Genomic DNA, 25,163 nt, shown 5'->3' with positions numbered 1-25,163 from the left:
GATACGAATTGTAACAATTTAAATGGGGGATATTATGATACTTCCTTTACTTCGATCATTATATGATTCACGAAGCGCGCTTGCCTGGACACCATCCCAGTACGAGATCGCTTTAAAGGAAATTGAATTGTTTTCTCTATCATCACAAGTCTATCATCTAATGAAGCATAGAGGAATCGATCAAACGCCTGATTTTTTTGCGGAAAAGCTTCGTGAAAAGTATACGAAAGGACTACACCAAAATCTGTTTATGAAGCATAAGGAACAGGAAAGCATTAACAGGTTCGAATCTGAGGGGCTAAAGGTTATCCCCTTGAAAGGAGTTCACTTTGCAGAGCGGTATTTTGGATATTTCGCCGCAAGGGTGAGCAGCGATATCGATCTGCTCGTTCCTGCTTCCCAATTAGATGCTTCCATCGCTTGTCTTCAGAAAATGGGTTATCGCTTTGAGATTATTAAAGATCATCATGCCCGGCTGCACGATAAAGATGGATTGATGATCGAATTGCACTGGACACTCGATAAGCAGCATTGGTCCGACCTGCATATTGAACCGTTCTGGCGGGATGCCGAGGTGTTCAAAGAATACAGCTATGTTAAACAAATGTCCGATCTTCACACGTTTTATTTTATTTGTCTTCACGGAGCCAGACACCAGATGGACTCGATACGCTATTTGCTGGATATAGTTCAAATGATTCATCAGTGTGGGGATAAGCTGAGTTACAAAGAGCTGATGGAACAGGCGGCATATGACAAGACAAGCAAAAGAATTCAAGCTGCTCTCTCTATCGTGTACCAACAATTTCCTCATTTGCACGAGATAAAGCCATTACCCTTTTGCGTTATTGAAACACACTGGAGTTATGACGTCATCAAGTACGCGAAGCTGGGAATTCGAACGAAACATTACTTCTTGTACAAGTTCTTTTTCAAGCATCTGATCTTCGATACGATCAGACACCAGATGAAATCGCTGCGAAGAGCTTACTAAGATTAGATGAAGGGGAAAAAAGGGATGGAAACTGCCTTTATTGTTCAGATCGCGGAGCACACGCTTCTGCTGAAAACAGAATCCGACTTTGTGAAAGAGTTCATTTGCCAAAAGTATGATGCAGAGCCGGTTTCTCTTGCAACGACACAAGAAGCCGATCTCTCGGTAGTCATCGAAGAGGGTTATGGTTCTTCTTTTCAGGATTACAACGTAGAAGTGACCATAACGGATGAATGCAAGATCTATAAGCGAACGGATTATCTCATTGAAATCGATAAGCAATACAAAGCGGTTCGCATCTGCATACACGACGACTTTGCGTTAAAGCACGCAATGGTTAATTTGTATAGCGCCTATATTACACAGTATGAATGGGGCCTCCTCATCCATTCCTCTTGCTTGTTGGAACAGGAGAGGGCTTACTTGTTTGCCGGTCATTCCGGCGCAGGGAAATCTACCGTGGCCCAGCTATCGCAACCAAGGCCAATTCTATCCGACGAAGCGACGATCATCAAAATAACCGAGAATGATGTCGTTGTGTACAATTCACCCTTCCGTAGCGACACGGAGCTTCCTGAGCTTCCAGGGACATATCCTTTAACTGCGATTCAAATTTTGCGCCAATCCCCTGACAATCGCAGATTGCGCATGGGTGTCATGGAGGGGATTCAGCAGCTTCTGCAGCGGGTGTTTTACTGGGCGCACCATCCGGAGGAAACGAAGAAGGTATTTCGGATGTGTAGACTGTTAGCAGGGAAGGTACCTGTATATGAGCTTTACTTTCAAAAGAATAATACATTCTGGGAGGAAATCAAGTGAGCAAGAAATTCAAACGTAGTATGAATGTGGAAGTCATGGAAACGGAACAAGAATGGCTGATCTTAAATGCGGAGCAATATACGGTAACCAAGCTAAACGAAGTCGGCGGCCTTTGCTGGACTTTGCTAAAAGAGCCGCAAACGGCGGATTCGTTGGCTCTGGAATTGCAGAAGCATTATGACATTACAGCACAGGAAGCGGTGCAGGATGTGACTACATTCCTGACGCATCTGGATCAGCTGGGACTTATAGAAGATGCAAGCTAATGTCGTTTTATTGAGAGCTATTCAAGATGTCATGATGAAGCAAGGTTATGTCGATATCCCTTCCCATGGCGCCAGCATGTTGCCGTTTATCCGTACCGGGGATATTTGCCGTTTCGAGCCTATCGATCTATCCAGGTTGAAAAAAGGAGACATCGTATTGTTTCTTGACAACCCGGGAAGATTGGTCGGGCATCGTTGCATCGGACGAATGCAAAGCGAAAAGGAGGCATTGATCGTCTGCAAGGGGGATTCGAACTTGTACCCCGATGAACCCGTGCCGGCGAACCGGGTCATTGGGAGAATGACATCGATCCGCAAGCGGTTGATCGTCTTTAGCACATCCGTCTCTTGGATGAAGCTGTGGGGATGGTTGGTCATTCGGTTTCCCCTGCTCTCCCGGCTTATTCATATGTATCTGCGAACTTCCAGAATACTGCGGGGAATGAAAAAACGGCTATGGACATCTTAACTAAATTTTATTCGATGTGGAAACGTAACTTGAAAATCGGGGAAATGAAGAGACCGCTTCTCCTGATTTTGCCGTATGTTGTGCGCTATTGGGAAACCTACCTCTGGCTCTTTATTACGATGTTCAGCGGTATCGGAGTTACACTGTTTTTTACTTGGTTTCTGCAAAACATGACGGATGCTGCCGTTGATAGAAATATATCGGAAGTGAAGAGCCTATTGTTCTATGGGGTATTATTTGTTGTATTGAGCAGCGCGATCAGCTACTTCAGTACATATCTCGAAGCAACAGCGGTGGTAAAGGTTCGTACGGATTTGAAGAATGCATTGTTCCATCATATGATGCGACTGCCCGCCAAATATTACGAAAATCATCATTCCGGAGAGATGGTCTCGCGGTTGACCAACGATGTAAATAGCATTGACGGAGCCATCGGAAGCAACATGCTTAGCGTGGTCCGGCTGCCGCTTATGGCCATTGGCGCCTTTGTCTATTTGTTTAAAATTAACGGAACTCTAGCGTTAATTTGTCTGCTGCTCGGTCCCGTTGCCGCTTTGTCGGGTGCCGTATTCGGACAACTTATTCGACGTAACAGCAGAGCGGTTCACGATACGCTCGCCAGGCTCTACGCCTTCTTAAACGATAGCTTTGCCGGGTATGCCATCGTCCGATCATTCACGCTCGAAAACAAGAAATATTTTCAATATGAGGACATCAATAGCAAACTGCTGGCATTGGAACTCAAGCTGGCAAATCTCAGGGGCTGGTTCCAGGCAGGGGCCAACTCGGCCGGTTCTTTATCGTTTCTTGTCTGCCTAGGACTAGGGATCCGCTACGTAATGGCCGGTTCGATGTCTGTTGGTGACTTGCTTGCCTTTATCAATCTTGTTCAATACCTTGTTTACCCACTGACCGGATTGGCCGGCATGTGGGGGGCTCTTCAACGTTCTGTAGCGGCATTGGAAAGAGTGCATGAAGTATTTAACGAGCCCACCGAGACACGAGAACTTTCTAATTATCAGCCGGTTCCCACTATAAGTGGTGGGATAGAGATTAAGGATATCCGTTTCAGCTATAACGGTCATACGATCAGCCTGGATCAATTTAATTTAACCGTACTTTCCGGTAAAACTGTTGCTTTGGTGGGACCGAGCGGCGCTGGCAAGAGCACGTTATTTAATTTGCTGATGGGCTTTTATAAGCCACAGTCAGGGGAAATATTATTCGACAATCAGCCTGTAAGTTTGATGTCCTACGCCCAATTGAGAAGCTGTACGGCATACGTACCCCAGGAAACTTATTTATTTGACGGGAGCATAAGGGACAACATTGCCTACGGTAAAATCGGTGCAAGCGAAGAGGAGCTGATAGCGGCCGCCAAGGAAGCGAACGCGCACGAATTTATCATGGCACTGCCTAATGGTTACGGTACGCAAATTGGAGAAAGAGGGATCCGATTATCCGGGGGACAGCGGCAGCGAATCGCCATTGCCAGAGCTATACTGAAGGATGCGCCGATCTTGCTTCTGGACGAGGCTACTTCGGCATTGGACAGCGAGACCGAGCAGTTGGTCCAAGGAGCGCTGGAGAAGCTTATGAGGAATCGGACAACGATGGTTATCGCACATCGTCTATCCACAATCCAAAACGCGGATCTTATAGCGGTTTTAGACCGGGGACGATTGGTTGAACACGGGACGCATCACGAGCTTATAAGTAAGAAAGGGCTATATTTCAGGCTCTATCAAATTCAATACAGCCGGGAGAGGGAGGCGGTTGAATTGGCATGAAAAAAAGAGCTGGAATGTTTATGCATCCCGGCTCTTTTTCATTATTTCGATTCGAACCAGCCAGCTCCGTTGGGCAGCAAGCAAATTCTGTTGCCATTGTCGAGCCGTTGCCCCGGAATATTCGGAGGATTGCACGACAGCAACGTTTCAAAGCTTATCAGCTGGTGGTTTAATACGGCTGGCTTAGAATAAGACCTTTTTGGCATAAGATCACCTCCTTAGTTCGTGTTTTTTCGATACGTTATGTATCAACAACGATATTATATACGGATATTTCCAATTTTGTCTATATAAATTTATTGAAAGATAATTATATCGCAACTGTCGTTTTGAAAAAATAATGTCAGATTATAAAAAAATGTTTGACAAGATACAAATTGTATCATAGAGTAGTGATTGTACTTATGATACGTTATGTATCTAACGATGATTGTGAAAAGCAAACAACGGAGGGTAATTATGGAGCTTAAACAGTATTTTGGGATCATTCGAAAAAGGTTGGTTCTTATCATCCTATGCGTCATCATTGCGACGCTGACAACGGCCGCGTACAGCTATTCAGTATATACCCCTGTTTATCAGGCATCGACTAAATTTATTGTGAACAAGACGGTGGAAATCGAGCAGATGGGAAGGGAACAAATGGATCTTTCAGCCGTTGGCTTGAATATTCAACTGATCAATACGTACAAGGAAATTATTCGAACCCCGGCGATTATGGATAAAGTCGTCCAAAGATATCCCGAGCTCGGTCTGACCCCGGATCTGCTCAGCCGCATGATCAACGTTCAATCGGTAAACAATACGCAGGTTATGACGCTATCCGTTGCCGATACTTCTTACGAGAGAGCGACGAAAGTCGTAAACGCCGTATCCTCCGTTTTTCAAAGCGAAATACCCAAGATTATGAAGGTGAACAACGTAACGATCCTGAATTCAGCTGGTATCGATGACAACCCCTTACCGATCAACAAACGTTCAAATCAATATATTTTAATCAGTGCTGCGGTTTCGCTATTATTCGCCGTTGGCATCGCGTTTTTGCTCGATTTTTTGGACGACACACTCAAGAATGAGGAAGATATTCAACGTTTGATGGGGGCTCCCGTGCTTGCATCGATTCCAAGGATGAAGACAAAACATGCGCAAAGATTGAAACCGATATTTCAGGAAAAACGGGTAGGTGACGCTCAATATGCCAAAGTCGAAGGATAACATCGAATTATTGCCGCAAGTTGACGACGTTTTTATGAATCTCAAAGTCAATCTGGATTTTTCAATCAAAAAACACGGAATGCAAAGCATAGCTGTTGTGTCGACAAGTCCGGGGGAAGGACGGACGACAAGTTGTCTTAATCTTGCGTTGTCTTATGCGACTTCCGGCAAAAAGGTTGTTCTGCTTGATGCGGATCTTCGCAAGCCCGCGATCCATTCGTGGTTTAACGATTCGAATCAACTTGGTTTATGTCAGTATTTGACGAAGTTGAATTCCTCCAATGAAATTTTGAAAAATACAAGGTTTCCTAACCTGACATACATTCCCACCGGATATACGCAGATGAATCCGTCGGGACTGCTATCCTCCGAAGAGTTCGATCGTTTGATGCAGGAATTGAAGAATCGATTCGACGTGATTGTGGTAGATACGCCACCGGCATTGAAATATATTGATGCGAAGATTATGGCGGCCAAATGCGACGGTGTTCTGCTCGTCATGGAATGTGGAAAGGTAAAACCAGGGACTGCGCTGAAGCTGAAAGAGGAGCTGGCGCATGCGGAAGCGCGCTTGATCGGAACGTTGCTGAACAAAGTGAGCAAAAAATCGTCATAATCTTCATAACCTCTACACGGATTCTTTTTTCGTCGCAGGTAATGTCTACTATACCTTTATCAATTGTAGGCACTCGGTCATGCTGTGGGTTGCAATAAACCTTAGACATTCATTGTCGAGGGTGTGACGTGAGGCAGGGTTGAATGCCCTTATTATAAAGGATCTAACTTTGTTGTTTTATTTTTTGTTAAGACAACGAAGTTAGGTATTTTATTGCTGATAACAGACAAAAATCGCAATTGGAGGGAAAACAATGAAAAGCGTAAGAAAGGCGATTATTCCTGCCGCCGGGCTCGGAACCCGATTTCTGCCGGCAACCAAGGCAATGCCTAAGGAAATGCTTCCGATCATCGACAAACCAACGATCCAATACATTGTTGAGGAAGCCGTTGAATCGGGAATTGAGGATATTATTATCGTAACGGGGAAAGGGAAACGTGCAATTGAAGATCACTTCGACCATGCATTTGAACTCGAAACCAATTTGGCCATGAAGGGGAAGGTGGAACTTCTCGAGGAAGTTCGCCGTTCTTCCAAGGTGGAAATCCATTATATACGCCAGAAGGAACCAAAGGGCTTGGGTCATGCGATATGGTGTGCCCGAAGGTTCATCGGCGATGAACCGTTCGCGGTGCTGCTCGGCGATGATATTGTTCAATCCGAAACCCCTTGTCTGAAGCAATTGATTCAACAATTCGAGAAAACCAGCAGCTCCATTATCGGGATTCAACCGGTCGCAGATAACGAAACCCACCGTTACGGTATTATCGATCCGTTGTCCAAGGCAGGCAGCTTGTATCAAGTCAACCAATTTGTCGAGAAGCCCCGGTCTGGGAAAGCTCCATCCAACCTTGCGATCATGGGAAGATACGTGCTTACGCCCGAGATTTTTCGTTTCCTTGATCTTCAGGAGGAAGGCGCCGGGGGTGAGATTCAATTAACGGACGCCATTCAAAAATTGAACGAAATACAGCGAGTCTATGCCTTTCACTTCCAAGGAACCCGTTACGATGTCGGTGAGAAACTGGGCTTTATCCTTACGACCCTGGACTTCGCTCTACGCAATCACGAGCTCCGCGGTCCCCTTCTGAAAGCGATGGAAACGATGCTGGAGAGAGATTCTTTGCCCCATGTCATCGGCTAGATGAATCGAGAAGAAACAGCACAATGTGTGCTTGTCAGGGGAGTTAATATATGAAAGTAACTGTGATCGGAACGGGTTATGTAGGCTTGACAACCGCTGTTTCAATGGCTTACTTGGAGCATGATGTTACTTGCGTGGATGTAGACGAGACGAAGATCAAGCAGCTGGATCTAGGAAACATGCCTTTTTATGAGCCGGGTTTGAAAGAATTGATCCAATTGCGGCAGGATTACCTTCGTTTCGTTACGCCTTCGCGGGAAGCGGTGGAGCATGCCGATGTCATTTTCTTTGCGGTCGGTACGCCGGCTAATTCCGATGGCTCGCCTAATTTGACGTACTTATTCTCAGCCGTGGCTGAAACATTGGATTTTATTCGGACGAAGAACAGCCCGACCGTATTGGTCAATAAAAGTACGGTGCCGGTGGGAACAGCCGATCAAATTGACCGCAAGATTAAGGAGGTCGGGTTGGAAGATCGCGTGAAAGTAACGTCCAACCCTGAGTTTTTACGGCAAGGCAGGGCCATTCAGGATACGCTATATCCCGACCGGATTGTCGTAGGCGGCGATGAATATTCAAGCAAGCTTCTGTATGAACTTTATGCCGGTATTGCGGAACAAAGCTTCCAGCCCCCGATGCAAGCCTTGCGACCCGTCGGTTATCGAGGTCCCGAATATATTGTAGTTGACCGCAGAAGCGCGGAATTGGCAAAGTATGCAGCGAATGCATATCTGGCTATGAAGATAAGTTTTATCAATGAAATCGCGAATGTGTGCGACCGTGTTGGGGCGGATGTAACGCATGTCGCTTCTATTATCGGCAAAGATTCGCGAATTGGTTCTTCATTTTTGCAAGCGGGGATCGGCTATGGCGGAAGCTGTTTCCCGAAGGATACGCGGGCACTGCGGTTTATTGCAGATACGAACGGCTATGATTTCAAGCTTCTGTCCGCCGTAATTGAAGTGAATCAGTCTCAGAAATTGATTATGCTTGAGAAGCTGCAAGATCGTCTTGGGGAATTGTCCGGCAAACAAATTTCGGTCTTGGGCTTGTCTTTCAAGCCAGGGACGGACGATCTTCGAGAGGCTCCCAGTTTTCCCATAATACATGCCCTCTTATCCCAGGGGGCTAAGGTTCGAGTGCATGATCCGGTGGCCATGGATAAAGCGATGTCTTTACTTCCGGAGTCGGTACATTTTGCCGTAAGTGCAACAGAGGCTTTGTTCAATGCAGATGCAGCGTTGATCGTAACGGAATGGCCCGAATATACAAGTTTGGATCCCAAAGATGTTGTTTCCCTTATGCGACGGCCGTTAATTATTGATGGTCGTAATGCATTACAGGCAGCGAATATCCACGGCCTGGAATACGAAGGAATCGGTATCGGCAGTAAACGAAATTGCGAGTATGCAAATATGCATTAATAGTTTTCTCGGGGGAGGCTTGAACCTTCGGACCTGGTGATCGCTTCCCTCGGTACGTATTTTGATTCCCATGACATCGACAATAAACCGGGCTGCGGCATCGACTATTCATGAAGCCCGCAGTCATGGAATACATACGAATGTGTCTAAAATCTCGAATAGGGAAGTAGGCGTTGGGGCTTGTATGCCATTCTGCACAAATTTCAAGGGAACCGGGCCATGAAGACGATCCTCTGGATTGTTTTTTTTAGCATGTGCGGCTACTTATTAGGACGAGCGGTGGTAGATCCAACTAAAATAAGGATCATATTGTTTGCGGCTATCAGCCTAGTATTTACTGCACTAAGTATAAGTCAGCCCCGGTGGGTGCTTTTCGGGCTGCTCATCTACCTCCCCTTTATGGGTTTTCTTCGCAGGGCGCTCATTCCTTCATCCGGATGGAGCTCATTTGACCCGCTTGTTATTCTTGCCCCGGCCATGATCATGCTTCTCGGATCGTATTGGGTATATTGGACATATATTCGGCGGCAAGGGATTCCGAAGGATGAGGATACCCGGCTGTTTAAACTAGTCCGCTGGATGATACTTATCGACGCGGTGCAAGTATTTAATCCGCTTCAAGGAAGCCTTCTGACAGGACTAGGGGGAGTGATGTTCTATATCGTCCCCTTATTTTGGATGGTTCTATCCCGAATTTACTTAAACGGGCGTTGGATGAAGGTTATCTGCGGAACGGTATGCTTAATTGGGGTGATTAGCGCCCTTTATGGGTTGAAGCAAATTTATTACGGTTTTTTGAATTTTGAAGAATCGTGGATTGATGTAGCTGGTTATGCTGCCCTTATGATCGGCAACGGGTCACGAGCATTTTCCTTATATACGAATGCTGCGGAATATACTCTTTACCTTGTTATTAGTATAGTCATTGCCTGGGTATTGCTACTTCGCGGAACAATCTTACTTCGACTAGCATCTGTTATGATGCTACCTCTTCTTTGTTACGCAATGTTTATGCAATCGCAAAGAACGCCGGTTTTTCTTACAGCATTCTCTCTAGCAATTGTTACGGTAATGAGTGTTAGAAGGGGAGCAGCTAGAGTTATTATAACTGTTATTGTGGGTATCTCATTATTAGCTAGCTTTTCCGCAATTACGAAAATCCAAAGCGAAAGTGCACTGATCGCTCATCAAGTGAACGGGTTGGCGAACCCGTTCGATGAAGAACATTCCACCGCATTAACTCATTTAGCGATGTTCCAGAATGGGTTGCTCCATGGGTTCCAAATGCCGATTGGTCAAGGACTTGGTATTACGACTTTGGCTGCAAAGATGTCTGACACAGGGGCCAGTTCAGAGGTGGATTTAAGCAATATCATGATATCCGACGGTATTATCGGTGGGGCGATTTATGGGTTAATCATCTTCGAAGCACTTCGGATGGCATTTAGAGAAGCCAATTCTAGTACTACGGGATTAATCATATTAGGGATATTGCTTGCAACAATTGGAAGCTGGTCTATCGGTGGAAACTACTCGACTTGTGCAATTATTTGGCTTTGTATAGGTTACTTGGACAAGATTACTTTAATCCGTAGGAGGGAGTTATCGGAATGCGTAAACAACGGAAGCATCGTCGAAAAATAGCCTACCGTCATTTAAGAGCGGTTGGTGTGTTGGGATTAAGTTTGTCGGTTCTTGCAGGGTGTTCGGCTATCAAAGTATTTCAGCCGGAGAAAGAGGTATTGGCCCAGGAACAGCAGCAGAAGAGCGTCAAAACGTGGAAGCTGGCTAAACAGAAGTTGGGCGAGTCGCCGGAACAGGCGGCGGAGTTTATTGCTTCCGTACAATTCGATGTGCTTGCTCAGACGGAAGGGACGATCGAAGAAATATTTAAAAAACGAGGAGACAGCGTTAAAGAAGGGGATGTCATCCTGCTGCTGTTCTCCAAAGATGCCAAATTCGAACGGGAGAGATTGTCTCTTGCCGTACGAAAAGCGGAAGATGCCATTCAACAGGCACGCAATAACAGGGAATTGAACAGATCGGAAATGCAAAATGCCATACAGAAGGCGGAGCATGGAATTGTCGATCTGACTCGAGCCCGAAATAAAATTAAAAACGATTATGAGGCCGGGCTTGCCAAAAAACTTCAGGTACAGCAGGCAGAGTCGCAATTGAGCAATGCGCAAATGGATCTCGCCTTACTTAGGCAAAAGCTGAAGTCGTTTGAAGCGACGGACTTTTTATCTTCGCTTCAGACACAGCTTAAGGAAACCCAATTAAACCTTCAACAATTCGACGAACTGGCTTCAGGTCTTGACGTTAAAGCGCCGGCGGACGGCATTCTTACCGAGCTGCAGCTGGAGAAGGGAATGACCGCAGGAAAAGGAACCAAGGTTGGTCTGATTCAAAGATTTGATCCGATCAAGATCAGGTCCCAGCTGCCAGAGCAGGCAGCCCGGCTGGTGCGAGGAAAAAGCGAGCTTTCATTCTACCTGCCGGGTTCCGCGGAAAAGGAAAAAGCTAAAGCGAATATCAGCTTTATGTCCAGTGTCATTGATCCTCAAACGAAAGGGTACGAATTAATTTTGGAAGTCCCTAACGGTGATCTTAAGTTCAAACCGGGAATGAGAACCCGCATTCAGCTCACAAGCGAAAACGAACAAGTTGTACTGGCTATCCCTTTGGCCAGCATTGTTAAGAAAGTGGAAGAAAATTACGTTTTCCTAGTTACAAGCGGTAATAGCGTGGAACGGCGAAAGGTGGAGCTTGGACGCCTAAGCGATGACGAGTTGTACCAGGAGGTCCTTTCCGGCTTGAAGGAAGGGGATACGATTGTTATCTCTGATCCGAACCAATTGAAGGATAAAGAAATAGTACAGCTGGCATCCGCCGGCAATCAAGCGAAAAAGTGAGGGCATAAACCGTGATACATCATTGGAATAAAGCTATGGCTGCTTTCGTTATTTTGGCTAGTATATTGGCATATCCGGTTAATCTTGTGGCTGCCGACAACGAGTCGGTGCCCGTTTACCAAACAGTGGAACGATATGCTCTGAACGAGTCGGTTCAGGTTGAAGTAAAAAGCATATTAAATGAACGGGCGGCAAGCGGAACGCAGATCGGCGTAGTTATCAAAATGTTTAATACAGGCAGTCAGATGACACGCGTGCCGGAATATGATCTACGGGTAGTGACAGATACCGGTACCTATTACACACTGCGTCCGAGTGAGAACAACGCAGCGGCTATTCAACCGCAGGAGAAGGTTGAGTTAAGCTATCTCGTCACATTGGAACGGAATACCGATTTTAAGATCACGTCACTTTATTGGGTGGATAAAGATGAGTTTGAATACCCGATCCGCGAGAAAACGGTTCTTTCCATTCCGATCACCGATCAATGGAACGGGGGGAAATCCTTTGATAATGGGGGAGTGCAGAAGCTGGCCTGGAAACAGCCATTCGCTATTCCAGTATTGTCCGTAAGCTTGCGATACACGCCGATGCAGGTAATTCATCAGAATAGCGCTCAAGGGCCAGTGGCGGTTGTTACCCTTCTCGTGGAAAACATGGGTACGATGAAGGAGATGGTACCGGACATCCAGTTAGACGGGAATACCGATAATAAAGTGTATCATGGCAAAAGAATTGCCGCGACAGAACCGGTAACACTGGAGCCCGGGGAGAAGCAGCAGTTATATTATGCAATTCCGCTGGAGGAGGGTGTACAGCTAAAAAGTTTAACGGTCTTGAATCAGGAGAATTATGTTCAATCGGATAAAACTGTACTAGGCTTGCGGATAGGAAGGCTGAATATTTCACTGGATACCCTGTACGGGTCTGAACAGCCAGTTGCCGGCGGCTTTAACAGTGTGATTGCATTTGATTCGCTGAATAAGCTGGTGCCGCAAGGCGTCGACGTTTCACTGGTAGAACTGCATATGCACGGAGCCGAAGGCGAGGGGTACCAGATGGCCGTAGCCAAGTTTAAATTGCAGAACAAGACGGGACAGCCCTTACCGGTTCCTGGAATTCTGGCAGGAATTCGTACGAACGACGGCTACAATTACCTCGGCGCCAGACAAAGCGCAGTCGTGCAGGAGCTTATCCCTAATTTAAGCTACGTGATCAGCTACTCCTTTAATCTGCCGAATTCGGAGAAGGGCAACGAGCTGGTCATGAATCTGTTGGATGGTCAGTCCGCCGCACCATACCGAATACCGATCGCATCGTTCCGGACACAGGTTCAGAAGGAAACGGATGACAGCAAACTGACGTTTTATCCGTTCGAAGCCAATCTAAATTATTGGTCTGTGTCCACTTTATATGATCAAGGAAAATATAAGTATAAGATGAATATGGATTTGGATATCAAGAGACTTGAGAACATCGTGGTCGACCAAAATTTTTCCAAGTTGAAGATTGAATTGGCCGATACCTCGGGGAGAGCCATAGGTTCGCAATCGTTTTCCTTCACAGGGGTAAATCGACTGGTTAGTGGCAAACAATCTTTTATATTCGACGATATTCGGACCGACCAAATTGAAAACCAACTGATGGTGAATATCTACGAATCCATCGATACTCCATTCGGTGAGGCGAAGAGACTCGTAAAATCGTTCAAGCAAAGGTAGCCTATGAAAAAACTATTCCTATCCAGCCTTGGAATTAACATTTTAGTTATCGCGATTAATTTGGTTACCGGAATTCTCAGTGCCAGATACTTAGGCCCCGAAGGAAGGGGGGAGCTGGCAACGGCTACGCGTTGGAGTGGTTTGTTTACGATTCTCTTCACGATCGGCTTACCGGGCGCGGTTATTTATCTGGGGAAGCAGTTTCCCGAAAAGCAAAGGGAGTATTTCGGCGTGTACTTGGTTATTGGTGCATGCATCGGTCTAATCGGTCTTTTGATAGGTGAATGTATTCTGCCTAATTTGTTGGCCAACCAATCGAACAAAGTCATTGCACTTGCTCAAATCTCTTTGATTTCCTTGCCGTTTGGCCTTTTGTCCGACGGATTGATCGGTACATTACAAACCAAAAATATGTTTGGTAAGGTGCTGGCCCTCCGGATTATGAATCCGGTGGGCATTTTGCTTATGATTTGTACGCTGCTGCTAACAAATCATTACTCTGTACGCAGCTTTGTCATTTGCAGTTTGGTTTGGTCATTGGGATTATTCTTAATCTCATTAATGTGGGTTTTAAACGTGATCCAGCCAAAGGTTGCTAACGTTCTAAAAACAGGGCGCGAGTTGTTTGGCAAGGGAATACAGCTATATTCAGGCTTCATCGTAGGTACTTTTGGCAACAATCTAGATCAGTTGCTTATTTCTCTGTTCCTTACCACATATGCATTAGGGATATATACAGTTTCAGCCAGTATTGCGACGATGCTGCCTTCCATACTCGTTGGCGCAATTGGTACTTACTTGTTTCCCAAATTGATGGATATGCAGAAAGGGGAAAGGCAAAGACAGGTTGAACGGATACATGGGATCCTATTCTATATGACCTTATTCCTGGCTGCTATCGCATCTGCTTTGCTGCCTTTCGCGCTTCCTTTTGTTTATGGACCCGAATACAACGAATCGATCCTGATGGGGCAGATTTTGTTGGCTAGCGCGCCTCTGAATGTTGCTTATGTGGTAATGACGAATTATATATCCACCGAAGGCAAATTTCACTTCGTAACCTATGCGGAATTGCTAGGTCTTGTTTGCGGTGGAACTTCAGCCTTTATAATGCTGCAATGGTTTGGCGGAATTGGAGCCGCTTTAGCCATTATGATCGTGAGTTTAGTGAAGTGGGCATTTGTGATATACAAATGCACGAGCCTGGGGTTGCTTTGGCGCCGGTTGTTTCATTTTAGTCTGGAGCCGCTAAAAACAATGGTTGCCCAGGCAAAACAGAAAGTACTGCGCACCCGTAATCAGCCCTCTGTGACGGATTAACGAATTAATTATAGAGAGTGCAATCTCATTTACATGCTCAAGAATCAACCAAAGGGGGAGTAAAGATCTGATGAAGGTTTTATTACTAAGTATTTCACCCAACCAATCGGGGAATAGACAACGTACGGATTACTTGGCTGACGCCCTACGGTTGGCCGGCCATGAACCATACATCGTTCGATGGAAATCGTGGAGACAGTTTGGGGCCCACAACGAAGAGATTACGAACCAGCTAAGTATTCAGCTTTTGCCGACTGCCGCCAAATGGTTACCAAATAACAAAATTCCAATCTGGAATCAAACCTTAGCTTGGATGAAGATCAAAGGAATTGTTCGAAAACTAAAGATTGATGCTGTAATTTGTCCTAACAACTGGTATGTCATAGGGTATCCACCCCATAAGTTCGAGGTTCCCATCATTATTGATTATTTTGATTTGTTAAGTGATGAGATGGAACAACAATTTCTTGTCAAAGACCGAACAGCGCTTTGCACCTCCATTGAATTGCAAATCCGGGCTAGTCGATGGACAAAAAATGCTCATTGGATCCCTACTCCAATCGACACCTCTAAATTTTGTATACCAAAAATCGAGGCTAAGAAATTGATCGGGATATCCCCGGATACGTTACTGATCAGCCTGATCGGACTAACAGCTTCCCGAAAGCTTTACTTTATGGATGCAATCGACCAGCTGGATATACCGAATGTGAAGTGCTTACTTATAGGCGATGGAGAACTGGCTGACCCAATACGGCAAAAAATTATGGAATCCCGTCACCCTGATCGATTCGAAATGTTGGGAAAGGTTCCATATTCGGAGGTACCCAAGTATTTTTGCGCTTCGGACATTGGCCTGTATCCAGGTGACGAAGACGATTACTACCAATGTGCCTGTCCTATCAAGGTGCTCGAGTATACAGCTGCAGGAGCTGAAGTGGTTTCTAACGAGCTTAGAGAGCTTAAGCATTGGGGTTTTCCAAATGTTCGATTAGTATCTCCTAGTTCGGAGGGATTCCAAGAGGCTATAAGAAAAGCGGTAACCTCGCAAGGCAATAAGGGGGAGCTTGAACAATTTACTTTATCCACCGTTAGCAAAAACATTAACTGTGTGTTACATTCCGTTTTGTTTAACGATGCGGCATGCAGAGGGGCAATCATCTAACATTGAGATGAAGCGGAGGGTATTATGAGAATACTGCAGATAGCCGATCAGTTTAGTTCGGCAGGTGGGCTCGAAAGATTTATATACAATTTTTCCCTCGAATTAATAAAAAAAGGTCATCAGACAACGCTGGTTGCCTTAAAAACAAACGATAGCAACTTTTGGGGCGAAGAGGAATTCAAAACGGTATCGTTAGCGGATGTCCCGGAACAATGGATGGCATATGCAGAGAAATTCCGGCCAGACCTCATCGTATGGCATACCATACCGCATACTGCAAAAATTGTCGAACGTCTAGCCCGTAAATATCCTACGGTAGCGACAGTTCACTGCGTCATGTGTCCATCAGGTGCGAGGTTATATCGGGATAATGAAGATTTGTGCATGAAACGGGGGGGCCTGTCATGCATGTTGAACTGGTATACGCGGAGATGCGGAACGAATGTCTCCCCACTGAAGGCGATTGAGTCCATCTCTTTGCATCTTTCAATGGTTTCTGCCCTTCATCGTTGTATCCAGGTTTATCCCGTCAGCGAGGCAATACGCGAGTTTTTATTAATAGAAGGAATTCCGGATGATAAAATTCGCGTATTTGATAACACATTAAATCAACTTGGGAACATGAGCTCACTCATCATGCCGCAGAAAAAGAAGAAAATCAAAATTTTATATGTCGGCCGGCTAGTTTATACTAAAGGCGTTCAGTACTTGCTGCAAGCCGTCCCAACATTGAATGACAGAGGATTCAATGTAGAATGTACGATTATCGGGGATGGTTGGTACAAAGAAACTTTGAAGAGCTTAAGTCTAAAATTAAAAGTAACGGACCATGTACATTTCGTAGGCAAAGTTCCGGGAAAAGAAATCGATGGTTGGTATGCCGAGTCGGATGTGGTAGTCGTTCCATCAATCTATCCCGACCCCTCGCCGTTAGTCGTGCCTGAAGCCAGAAGAATGGGTAAGCCTGTGATTGTATTCGATGCGGGAGGACTCCCAGAATGGGCCGATTATATGGATGGGATTTACGTTGCGAAACGAGCCGACGCCGAACATTTGGCGGTCACCATTGCTGAATTGATTTCCGGTTCAAGCACCCCAATCGTTGGAACGCCCGGAAGAAAACGGATCGACCTCGTAGAGGCTGTGCTGGAAGGGGGAAAGAACATTGTATAAGGTATTTATGGGATGCATCGCTGGGGTCGGTCAAGGCGGGTTAGGCGGTCATTTGAACTTTGTTTATCAATCCGTAAAGCATGGCGGTGGCGCTGCGCATGTATTCACTTCTTCTCCATCTTCATCTTCGTCTGACGGGATAAATAAAATCCCCAGTCCCACATGGAATAAGTTTGTCAAATATACGCCAATGCGATGGATGCCTGCGACCAAGGTATATTGGGAAAGTGTTTATTTTGATCGTGAGGTGAGTATACAGCTGGCAAAGATGCCGATTGTGTATCATTCATTTCCGGGCTACGCGGAAAACAGCTTTCGAAAGGTTCGTGGGGCTGGCGGAATTACGGTACTCGAGGCCGCGACTACTCATGTAAGTGAGCTTTACTCCGACACTAACGAAGAACATCGTAAATACAAGATGAAAGGATCACCCTTTCATAAACTATGGGTAGAACGCGTCATGAGGGAATACGAGCTGGCCGACTACATCACTGTAGCGTCCCAGTTGCAAAAGGATTCCTTCATTCGTCAAGGGATTCGTCCCGATAAGCTCTTGTTTTCCCCGCTTGGTGTAAACACCGAACGTTTTCAGCCGGTGCCGGAGCAATCCAGCCTCATTCCGAGAGCAAAGGGCGAGAAGTTTAGAATCATTTCCGTTGGCCAGGTTTCTTTATTAAAAGGATTTCAATATTTACTTGAAGCTGTCAAGATGACGGAAGACAGAGAAATCGAAGTTACGCTCTACGGCGGAATCGGCTGGAGGTCCATTCGTAATCTCATTCTGGATTACATGAAATCTGGAATCGATATTAAGCTTGGCGTTGGCGATCCCGTCCCGGCATTAAGAAACTCTCACCTTTGCGTCCATTCATCGATTAACGACGGGTTCGGCCTTGCTCCTTTGGAAGCTATGGCAACGGGCGTGCCAACCATTGTTACCGACTCTACAGGAATGAAGGATGCGATTTGTCATGGGGTTAATGGGATTATTGTGTCGCCTAGGGACGCAAAGGGTTTGGCAGAAAGTATTGTTAAGCTTAAGAACGACGACAATGATCGAATACGGATAGCCAAAGCGGCAAGGCTAGCGACAACCAATTATGATTTTCGAAAGTGTGTAGCGCAATATTCTGAAGTATTATCCCCAATCTGGAAATCGAATGGAGTTTCTTTAGCCAATTAAACAGGGGGACATGACTATGAAAATTCTCGCAACCGGTATGGGTTGGATTGAACATACACCCGGCGGCCTGAACCGCTATTTTGCAGATTATCTGGAAGCTATGAGACGGTATGGACACCAGGTTTCGGGTTTTATGACTGCCTTCGGAGAGCGAACGACAGCCCCGAATTATATGAAGGATGTCATTAACCACCCTGATCGCCCGGGCACCTGGTCTCGAATCAAAGCCTTCAGGCAAGTGACCGGAAAGGCATTTAAAACAGGACACACAGATATTTTTAATCCGCATTTCGCCCTTTATTCTTCACTAATTACCCGGAACTTGATTCCTCGGTCCGTCCCCATTGTGACCCATTTTCATGGTCCCTGGGCTCAAGAATCGTTCGTGGAGGATCAAGGGCAGGGAGGACTCGGACAAAAGCTGCGGTATGAGATGAAAAAGCAAATCGAGCTCATGGCTTATCGCCGAACGGATCATTTTATTGTACTGAGCCAATATTTCAAAGATATTTTATCTGGCGAATACGGAGTAAATAAAGATCGAATTCACCGAATTCCCGGCGCGCCTGACGTTCGGCGGTTTCAACCGGCATCCAATCGCCCAAGGCTGCGAAGAGAGATGGGCCTGCATGAGGATCATAAGGTGCTGTTCTGTGCCAGACGCCTAGTTCACCGGATGGGGATTGATCACCTGATTTTGGCTATGCGTCAAATCGCGGCAGAGATTCCTGAGGCTATGCTGTATATCGCGGGGGACGGAACGATGCGTGAAACATTGGAGCAGTTGGCGCACCAATCGGGTCTCGGCGCTCGCATTCGATTTTTGGGCAGGGTAACCAATGAAGATTTGGTTCGATGGTATCAGGCTTCCGATCTAAGCATCGTGCCTACGTTGACGCTTGAGGGCTTCGGACTAGTCACGGTTGAGGCGCTTGCTTGTGGAACGCCAGTCATCGGGACGCCATACGGCGGGACCAAAGAAATACTGGAAGGGCTCTCGAAAAATTTATTATTTCAAGATAGTACGCCGGAAGCGATGGCTGCACGAATCATCTCCGTTCTGCGAGGAGGGACGCTCCTCCCTTCGAGGGAAGCATGTCTGGAATTTGTGCAGCAGCATTATACATGGGAACGAGCGGCAAAAGGGATTACGTCGGTGTTTGAACAAGCCATTGCCGAAAGAGAGCGGAAGGAGCTTGTGTTACGATGAATGTAGCATTCTACAACCATACCAGCGATGTCAGTGGAGCGGAGATCAGTTTGCTGCTAACTGCGAGGCATATGACGAAGGCGAAACCGATTTTGTTTGCCCCGGAAGGCGAGCTGCTGCAGCGGGCTCGCGAGTATGGCCTGGAGACGGTGAGCATTCCCAGCTACAGAGCGAGATTAACGAAGAATCCACTGCTTCTCCTGGTGCATATGATAGGAATGCTGTGGGCGGGGTATTTGTTTGCGAGCCAAATCCGCAAGCACCAGGTGGAGCTGATTCATGCGAATTCATTGCGTGCTGGAATCATGGCCGCCCTCTTCGGCTGGATTCATCGCCGGCCGGTCGTATGGCATGTCCGGGATAATCCCCCGAAGGGGGGCATCGGAAAATGCATTGAATGGTTGGCCGGAATATCGGTGCGGGCCATCATCGGAATTTCGCAATCCGTTATTCACGGATTCCGCCATCCGCAGCTTGCCGATAAGCTTCATCTCGTACATAACGGCGTTCCGCTCAGAGAAATGTCCGATGAAGAAAAGAAAACATGCAGACAGTCCGTAAGAGAGCAGCTGAACACTCCATTGGGGAGTCAAGTGATGGTAATCATCGGACAAATAACGCCTTGGAAAAGGCAGGAAGACGCGATTCTAGGAGCGCATCGGTTAATAAAGAACGGCCAAGACGTATACCTATGGGTCGTCGGTGAGGCCAAGTTTAGGGAAGAAAACGAAAGATATTGGGAATACCTGCATAAACTCGCAGGCAAGCTGCAAATCAGCGAGCGAGTCCGGTTTGCAGGGTTTAGGAAAGACGTGTTGGAGATCTGCTCAGCGGCGGATCTCCTTTTATTATGCTCGGATCACGAGCCTTTCGGGCGTGTGCTTATCGAAGCGATGTCTCAATCGACTCCCGTTATCGCTACGAATGCCGGTGGCGTTCCGGAAATTATCGTTAATGGCGAAAGCGGCTTTCTATACGAAATCGGAAATGTGGATGAACTGTACAAATATGCCTCGGGCCTGCTATCGTATCCGAACCTTAGAGACGGTATGGGAAAGTTGGCCCATAAGAGGGTGAAAGAACATTTCACCATCGAGAAGACGGTTGAAAAGATCGAGGCGATCTATGATCACATCGTAACCCCGCAATCACGCGGTGGGATCGTATTGGAACAAAACGTAGGGAAGGGGGTTTCCCAATGAATAAAATGCGGGTAGCTATTGTTCACGATTATTTGAACCAAATGGGCGGGGCCGAAAGAGTTGTGGCGGTGCTTCATCGGTTATTTCCCGATGCGCCTATTTATACAACGATTGCAGACCGGAACAGGTTGGCGCCGGAGCTGCGCGGGGCGGATATTCGAACCACTTGGATGCAGAATATACCCGGGATTCTTAGACGGTTTAAACATTTTTTTTGGCTGTATCCGCTGGCCGTACGGTCGATCGATTTGCGCGGCTACGATTTGATTATTAGCTCCAGCAGCGCTTATGCCAAGGGAGTCATGTCAGATAAGGATGCCGTTCATGTTTGCTACTGCCATACGCCAATGCGGTTTGCATGGGATTTCGGCACTTATGTTGAAGGACTCCAAATTCCTAAAAGTATAAAAAAAATGGTTGAAGCGATGGTTATTCCCCTTCGTCATTGGGATGTAGTCACCTCGAGCCGCGTGGATCATTTTGTAGCCAACTCGTCTGTTGTACAGCAGCGAATCAGAACGTATTACGATCGTTCATCTTCCGTCATTTTTCCACCAGTCAACGTTTCTCGGTTTTCCGTGTCGGCTACCTCGGCGGAGCAAGATTATTATTTGATCGTATCCAGGCTTGTTTCTTACAAGAGGCTGGACCTGGCTGTCGAGGCTTGTACACGATTGGGCAAAAGACTGGTTGTAATCGGCGATGGACCCGATGGGGGGCGGCTGCAATCCCTTGCGGGTCCAACGGTAGAGTTCAAGGGACGACTGGCAGATGCGGAGGTAGTCCGGTATATGAAAGATTGTCATGCGTTTCTCTTCCCCGGGCTAGAGGACTTCGGTATTACCCCACTGGAAGTCAATGCATGCGGGCGTCCCGTGGTCGCCTACCGGGGGGGCGGGGCACTGGATACGATCATACCCGGTTTGAACGGATGCTATTTCGAGCAACCAACTGTCGAATCTTTAATCGATGCTCTGAATCGCTTTGATAAGCTGAACTGGGATTCAGTCGAGATACGTCGACATGCAGAGCGTTTCGGTGAGGCACGGTTTTGCCGCGAGTTGTTGGCTTTCATCGAAAGTAAAATGAATCGTCGTGCGGCCAACCTGCCGTTGGCTGCCGTTTCAGAAAACTAATGAAAGGGAGGTTTGAAGATGAAACTGGTATTGTTATCCGGGGGTTCCGGCAAAAGGCTTTGGCCCTTATCCAACGATTCTAGATCAAAGCAATTTCTTAGGATTCTTCAGGGACCGGGTCAAAGACTGGAGTCGATGGTTCAAAGGGTATGGAGACAGCTTGACACCGCAGGGATGGGTCATCACTCGTACGTCGCTACGGGTAAGGGACAAATGGAAATGTTACAGAGTCAGGTGGGGGCGGAGGTACCGTTAATTATTGAGCCAGAGCGGCGGGATACGTTTCCCGCCATTGCACTCGCGGCAACCTATTTATATTCCATGGAGGGCATAAGTACGAATGAAGTCGTTACGATTATGCCGGTAGATCCTTACGTGGAAGACGCATTTTTTGCCGCATTGAAAAGTCTAGAGGCCGTTATTCACCAATCAGGTGCCGAGTTGGCGCTGATGGGCGTACAACCGACCTATCCTTCCGAGAAATATGGCTATATCGTTCCGCATGCTCCGGATCAGAACGGGAGCCGGGCATTTTATACGGTTAGCCATTTCGCCGAGAAACCGGATCAGGCAAAGGCTGCACAGTTGATCGAACGACATGCGCTCTGGAACTGCGGCGTATTTGCATTCAAACTGGGGTATCTTATCGATCTGCTCGTACAAAAAGGACTACCGATCCAGTATGAAGAGATGGTTAAGCAATATGCCAAAATACCGAAGATCAGCTTTGACTATGAAGTCGTAGAGAAAGCGAAACATATTGCGGTCGTCCCTTTCGATGGTTGCTGGAAGGATCTTGGAACATGGAATACGCTGACGGAAGAGATTGGCTCTGCTGTCATTGGGCATGGCGCGGTCAGCCCCGATTCGCATAATACGCACTTGATTAATGAATTGGATATCCCCGTCGCGGTTATTGGCGTATCCAATATTATCGTATCCACCAGCCCGGATGGCATTCTCGTTGCCGAGAAGGGGGCCTCCCCGCAAGTGAAGGATTTCATAAAGCATTTCGAGCAGCGCCCGATGTATGAGGAGCGGCGTTGGGGAACTTACCGGGTGTTGGATTTCAAGAAGTTTTCTGAAGGTTACGAAGTATTGACGAAAGGGATTTGTATCGAATCCGGAAAAAATTTAAGTTACCAGATGCACAGCAAACGCAGCGAAGTATGGACGATCATTGCCGGCGAGGGAGAACTCATCTTGAATGGCCGTTTGCATCATGTAAAAGCCGGAGATGTTGTCAAGATTCCGCATGAAGCCAAACATAGCATCCGGGCGATCACTGATTTGGAAATTATAGAAGTACAAACCGGCTGCGAGTTAGTGGAGGAGGATATAATCCGTTTCTGTTTGTCTTGGGATGAAATCATCGAATCTTATTGTTCAGTATAACAATAGATTCTGCAAACGGGATTCCTCCGGGCGGCAACGCCAAGGAATCCCGTTATTGTGGAGTGCTTGCGAGAGGGGAATGTATGGCAAGGTTAAAACCTGTAGTGTATTGTCTTCCGCTACTGTTATGTATATTGCTTGTCTTTAGCTTTTCATCCCAATCTTATGATAAACAAACGATTATCCCTTATTTGAATAAGCATCTCAACGAGCGCGAACTAGGCAAGCTGCTTCCCAATATTGCCGTCAAGTATGGGGATCGCATTTATTTATTCAAGCACGAGCCGTTTCGTTCGGTGGAATTTTTATTCCGAAAGGCAGCCCATCTGTTTATGTATTCTATGCTTGGAGGGCTTTTATATCTGGCCTTGTTTCCTTATAAAATTCGCTTTCGTTGGAAGATATCTCTAGTGCTGCTCCTTTTAGCTTCTGCGGCTGCAGTGGATGAATGGAATCAGACGCTGCATCTTCATCGGAAAGGAGAAGCCATTGATGTAGGCTTGGACTTTACGGGAGGAATTGTCGGCCTGATCGTTAGCGCGTTTATTTTATATGTTATTAGTAAAAGAAAAAAGAGGGAGCGCGCTAGCTAGCTTCCTCCGTATCGGTTCACCTCCCCTGCAACTCCCCCGAAAATAGTTGTTCATCCGAATACGCATATCGAAAGCTTACCCCTCTTCTCTTCTATTGCTTCCAATAGTCGCCAACTCCAGCGCAAAAAAATATTACTTCCTATCAATTCTCACAAAATTACGACAAGTCAACCTATTTTTCCCATAAACCCCCTATCATGTTTGCCGAGAAAGCGTACTAAAAAAATATTTTTTCAACAAAATTTTTTTCAGCGTTCGATGGAATATGTCAAAGTGCAAGTACTATACTAAAAATATACCTTCGAACCGGAAGTTACTATAAAAGTTAAGTAAAAGCACTTTCGCCCGGGTATACGGAGGTAAACATTCTCGTGGAACGAAGTATATTTATTTTTCTAATAGATATACTAAGTAATAATTATGTCTAAGGAGATGAATTACCCATGAAAAGAACGTATGACAAACCGGTAGTGCTCGGACATTATCACATTACCTTCGAGACTTTGCTTTCATGTAGTCCTCCAGACCATCCGGGGCAGGATCTAGTAACAGGCGCTCCAGTATGTTTACGTCCGGACGGCAGCTACTACCCAAGATAGAGTTCAAGATCAAATTGCACAGCAACCGCCCCTCGAATGGGAGCGGTTGTTTGTTGTTTATTATACAAATTCAGCGTGACATCACTGTGAACCATAAAGCGCACATTCGGGTATCGATTAGGACATTGACAGTCGACATGCTGCAAGCTAGAAGCCGATCTACTACCCCTTCCGTTCCCTAAAGGGGAAATGCAGGGAACTCGTCCCCTGCACCTCATCGTTCGCCGCGTGGCAGGCCCAACAACGGTTTGCTGGGCATCAATCAAGCGTGGGAGCATTGAGTCACCAGTCAAGCTAAATAAACGCTTCGCGGGCTTGACTGCTTTACATTAAACGGTCAACATAACCATCAAATTCAGGACACTCGAAACCATCAACTTTTGGATATTATGGAGTAGCAGAAACAGTGAGAATCTGGGTTCAGGCGCAATAAGGTTGAATTATTACATACATATTTATTGCGAAGTTTTCATAGGCAACGAGTGTTTGGCAATCGGATGAACCCCGGCGATTCGTTTATCGATTGCTTTAGATGGTTTCTCGATGATACTGTAGCCTTAGAGGAGAGGGCAATGATAATAAAAACCACTCACACCGATTGCATTAATTTGATCACGCACGAAAATACCTGACGGAATGATGATATTCAGTTTGAATAAAACAGTAATGAAATAAACCGAATAGTTATAACAGATCACGTCTGTTGAATAACCACAAAATGGTAGAAAAAAAGCCGTCAACCCGGTAAACTGTTTGTACCCCTACAAACAAACCGAAAGGTGACGACTCCATGAAAAAGTCTACCACGATCCTG

22 protein-coding genes are annotated in these 25,163 nt (G+C 46.3%); all 22 read left to right on the top strand.

Annotation, left to right across the window (positions count from 1 at the left end):
• Positions 1-34 precede the first annotated feature (34 nt).
• Positions 35-994, top strand: a complete 960-nt coding sequence (locus tag KXG62_RS07830; protein ID WP_218091392.1) for a nucleotidyltransferase family protein — start codon at positions 35-37, stop codon at positions 992-994.
• Between the two features lie 24 nt (positions 995-1,018).
• On the top strand, positions 1,019-1,813 hold the full coding sequence (locus tag KXG62_RS07825; protein ID WP_218091391.1) for a hypothetical protein: 795 nt from the start codon (positions 1,019-1,021) through the stop codon (positions 1,811-1,813).
• On the top strand, positions 1,810-2,079 hold the full coding sequence (locus tag KXG62_RS07820) for a PqqD family protein (protein WP_218091390.1): 270 nt from the start codon (positions 1,810-1,812) through the stop codon (positions 2,077-2,079). Before KXG62_RS07825 ends, KXG62_RS07820 begins: the two co-directional genes overlap by 4 nt.
• Positions 2,069-2,548 (top strand): signal peptidase I, encoded by a 480-nt coding sequence (locus KXG62_RS34610; protein WP_425517336.1) that lies wholly within the window; start codon positions 2,069-2,071, stop codon positions 2,546-2,548. Before KXG62_RS07820 ends, KXG62_RS34610 begins: the two co-directional genes overlap by 11 nt.
• Positions 2,446-4,338 carry an ABC transporter ATP-binding protein gene (locus tag KXG62_RS07810; RefSeq protein WP_246627343.1) on the top strand — a complete coding sequence of 631 codons (1,893 nt, stop codon included), beginning with the start codon at positions 2,446-2,448 and terminating at the stop codon, positions 4,336-4,338. Before KXG62_RS34610 ends, KXG62_RS07810 begins: the two co-directional genes overlap by 103 nt.
• On the top strand, positions 4,335-4,511 hold the full coding sequence (locus tag KXG62_RS07805) for a hypothetical protein (protein WP_218091387.1): 177 nt from the start codon (positions 4,335-4,337) through the stop codon (positions 4,509-4,511). Before KXG62_RS07810 ends, KXG62_RS07805 begins: the two co-directional genes overlap by 4 nt.
• A 241-nt stretch (positions 4,512-4,752) precedes the next feature.
• On the top strand, positions 4,753-5,553 hold the full coding sequence (locus KXG62_RS07800) for a YveK family protein (RefSeq protein WP_218091386.1): 801 nt from the start codon (positions 4,753-4,755) through the stop codon (positions 5,551-5,553).
• The gene (locus KXG62_RS07795) at positions 5,522-6,169 is read left to right on the top strand and encodes a CpsD/CapB family tyrosine-protein kinase (RefSeq protein WP_218091385.1); all 648 of its coding nucleotides are present in this window, start codon (positions 5,522-5,524) and stop codon (positions 6,167-6,169) included. Before KXG62_RS07800 ends, KXG62_RS07795 begins: the two co-directional genes overlap by 32 nt.
• Before the next feature lie 253 nt (positions 6,170-6,422).
• Entirely contained in the window at positions 6,423-7,313 is an 891-nt protein-coding gene (galU, locus tag KXG62_RS07790; protein WP_218091384.1) for a UTP--glucose-1-phosphate uridylyltransferase GalU, read from the top strand.
• A gap of 50 nt (positions 7,314-7,363) precedes the next feature.
• Positions 7,364-8,737 carry a UDP-glucose dehydrogenase family protein gene (locus KXG62_RS07785; RefSeq protein WP_218091383.1) on the top strand — a complete coding sequence of 458 codons (1,374 nt, stop codon included), beginning with the start codon at positions 7,364-7,366 and terminating at the stop codon, positions 8,735-8,737.
• 219 nt (positions 8,738-8,956) lie between these two features.
• On the top strand, positions 8,957-10,381 hold the full coding sequence (locus tag KXG62_RS07780) for a hypothetical protein (RefSeq protein ID WP_218091382.1): 1,425 nt from the start codon (positions 8,957-8,959) through the stop codon (positions 10,379-10,381).
• Positions 10,348-11,652 (top strand): efflux RND transporter periplasmic adaptor subunit, encoded by a 1,305-nt coding sequence (locus KXG62_RS07775; RefSeq protein ID WP_218091381.1) that lies wholly within the window; start codon positions 10,348-10,350, stop codon positions 11,650-11,652. The genes KXG62_RS07780 and KXG62_RS07775 overlap by 34 nt, the downstream gene beginning before the upstream one ends.
• Positions 11,653-11,663: 11 nt before the next feature.
• The gene (locus KXG62_RS07770; protein WP_218091380.1) at positions 11,664-13,373 is read left to right on the top strand and encodes a hypothetical protein; all 1,710 of its coding nucleotides are present in this window, start codon (positions 11,664-11,666) and stop codon (positions 13,371-13,373) included.
• Between the two features lie 3 nt (positions 13,374-13,376).
• The gene (locus tag KXG62_RS07765; protein ID WP_218091379.1) at positions 13,377-14,693 is read left to right on the top strand and encodes an oligosaccharide flippase family protein; all 1,317 of its coding nucleotides are present in this window, start codon (positions 13,377-13,379) and stop codon (positions 14,691-14,693) included.
• A 70-nt stretch (positions 14,694-14,763) separates the two neighbouring features.
• The gene (locus tag KXG62_RS07760; protein ID WP_218091378.1) at positions 14,764-15,858 is read left to right on the top strand and encodes a glycosyltransferase; all 1,095 of its coding nucleotides are present in this window, start codon (positions 14,764-14,766) and stop codon (positions 15,856-15,858) included.
• Positions 15,859-15,882: 24 nt separating this feature from the next.
• On the top strand, positions 15,883-17,031 hold the full coding sequence (locus KXG62_RS07755) for a glycosyltransferase family 4 protein (RefSeq protein WP_218091377.1): 1,149 nt from the start codon (positions 15,883-15,885) through the stop codon (positions 17,029-17,031).
• Positions 17,024-18,214, top strand: coding sequence for a glycosyltransferase family 4 protein (locus KXG62_RS07750; RefSeq protein ID WP_218091376.1), 1,191 nt, complete (start codon positions 17,024-17,026; stop codon positions 18,212-18,214). The genes KXG62_RS07755 and KXG62_RS07750 overlap by 8 nt, the downstream gene beginning before the upstream one ends.
• 10 nt (positions 18,215-18,224) lie before the next feature.
• Entirely contained in the window at positions 18,225-19,424 is a 1,200-nt protein-coding gene (locus KXG62_RS07745; RefSeq protein ID WP_343223446.1) for a glycosyltransferase family 4 protein, read from the top strand.
• Positions 19,421-20,626, top strand: a complete 1,206-nt coding sequence (locus tag KXG62_RS07740; protein WP_218091374.1) for a glycosyltransferase family 4 protein — start codon at positions 19,421-19,423, stop codon at positions 20,624-20,626. The genes KXG62_RS07745 and KXG62_RS07740 overlap by 4 nt, the downstream gene beginning before the upstream one ends.
• A complete protein-coding gene (locus KXG62_RS07735) occupies positions 20,623-21,762 on the top strand; it encodes a glycosyltransferase (RefSeq protein WP_246627342.1) in 1,140 nt (379 codons plus the stop codon). Before KXG62_RS07740 ends, KXG62_RS07735 begins: the two co-directional genes overlap by 4 nt.
• An 18-nt stretch (positions 21,763-21,780) precedes the next feature.
• A complete protein-coding gene (locus tag KXG62_RS07730; protein WP_218091373.1) occupies positions 21,781-23,157 on the top strand; it encodes a sugar phosphate nucleotidyltransferase in 1,377 nt (458 codons plus the stop codon).
• A gap of 83 nt (positions 23,158-23,240) precedes the next feature.
• On the top strand, positions 23,241-23,750 hold the full coding sequence (locus KXG62_RS07725) for a VanZ family protein (RefSeq protein ID WP_218091372.1): 510 nt from the start codon (positions 23,241-23,243) through the stop codon (positions 23,748-23,750).
• Positions 23,751-25,163: the final 1,413 nt, after the last annotated feature.

Origin of the sequence: Paenibacillus solanacearum (genome assembly GCF_910593845.1) — a bacterium.
In the GTDB taxonomy this organism is placed as follows: domain Bacteria; phylum Bacillota; class Bacilli; order Paenibacillales; family NBRC-103111; genus Paenibacillus_G; species Paenibacillus_G solanacearum.
The sequence above is the reverse complement of the archived record's forward strand: the minus strand, read 5'-3'. Positions and strand labels throughout refer to the sequence as shown.

Excerpts from the sequence above, each read along its gene's own strand:
- KXG62_RS07830 (WP_218091392.1), top strand. The coding sequence starts at position 35 with ATGATACTTCCTTTACTTCGATCATTATATGATTCACGAAGCGCGCTT.
- KXG62_RS07825 (WP_218091391.1), top strand. The coding sequence starts at position 1,019 with ATGGAAACTGCCTTTATTGTTCAGATCGCGGAGCACACGCTTCTGCTG.
- KXG62_RS34610 (WP_425517336.1), top strand. The coding sequence starts at position 2,069 with ATGCAAGCTAATGTCGTTTTATTGAGAGCTATTCAAGATGTCATGATG.
- KXG62_RS07810 (WP_246627343.1), top strand. The coding sequence starts at position 2,446 with ATGGTTGGTCATTCGGTTTCCCCTGCTCTCCCGGCTTATTCATATGTA.
- KXG62_RS07805 (WP_218091387.1), top strand. The coding sequence starts at position 4,335 with ATGAAAAAAAGAGCTGGAATGTTTATGCATCCCGGCTCTTTTTCATTA.
- KXG62_RS07800 (WP_218091386.1), top strand. The coding sequence starts at position 4,753 with ATGTATCTAACGATGATTGTGAAAAGCAAACAACGGAGGGTAATTATG.
- galU (WP_218091384.1), top strand. The coding sequence starts at position 6,423 with ATGAAAAGCGTAAGAAAGGCGATTATTCCTGCCGCCGGGCTCGGAACC.
- KXG62_RS07785 (WP_218091383.1), top strand. The coding sequence starts at position 7,364 with ATGAAAGTAACTGTGATCGGAACGGGTTATGTAGGCTTGACAACCGCT.
- KXG62_RS07780 (WP_218091382.1), top strand. The coding sequence starts at position 8,957 with ATGAAGACGATCCTCTGGATTGTTTTTTTTAGCATGTGCGGCTACTTA.
- KXG62_RS07775 (WP_218091381.1), top strand. The coding sequence starts at position 10,348 with ATGCGTAAACAACGGAAGCATCGTCGAAAAATAGCCTACCGTCATTTA.
- KXG62_RS07765 (WP_218091379.1), top strand. The coding sequence starts at position 13,377 with ATGAAAAAACTATTCCTATCCAGCCTTGGAATTAACATTTTAGTTATC.
- KXG62_RS07760 (WP_218091378.1), top strand. The coding sequence starts at position 14,764 with ATGAAGGTTTTATTACTAAGTATTTCACCCAACCAATCGGGGAATAGA.
- KXG62_RS07755 (WP_218091377.1), top strand. The coding sequence starts at position 15,883 with ATGAGAATACTGCAGATAGCCGATCAGTTTAGTTCGGCAGGTGGGCTC.
- KXG62_RS07745 (WP_343223446.1), top strand. The coding sequence starts at position 18,225 with ATGACTATGAAAATTCTCGCAACCGGTATGGGTTGGATTGAACATACA.
- KXG62_RS07740 (WP_218091374.1), top strand. The coding sequence starts at position 19,421 with ATGAATGTAGCATTCTACAACCATACCAGCGATGTCAGTGGAGCGGAG.
- KXG62_RS07735 (WP_246627342.1), top strand. The coding sequence starts at position 20,623 with ATGAATAAAATGCGGGTAGCTATTGTTCACGATTATTTGAACCAAATG.
- KXG62_RS07730 (WP_218091373.1), top strand. The coding sequence starts at position 21,781 with ATGAAACTGGTATTGTTATCCGGGGGTTCCGGCAAAAGGCTTTGGCCC.
- KXG62_RS07725 (WP_218091372.1), top strand. The coding sequence starts at position 23,241 with ATGGCAAGGTTAAAACCTGTAGTGTATTGTCTTCCGCTACTGTTATGT.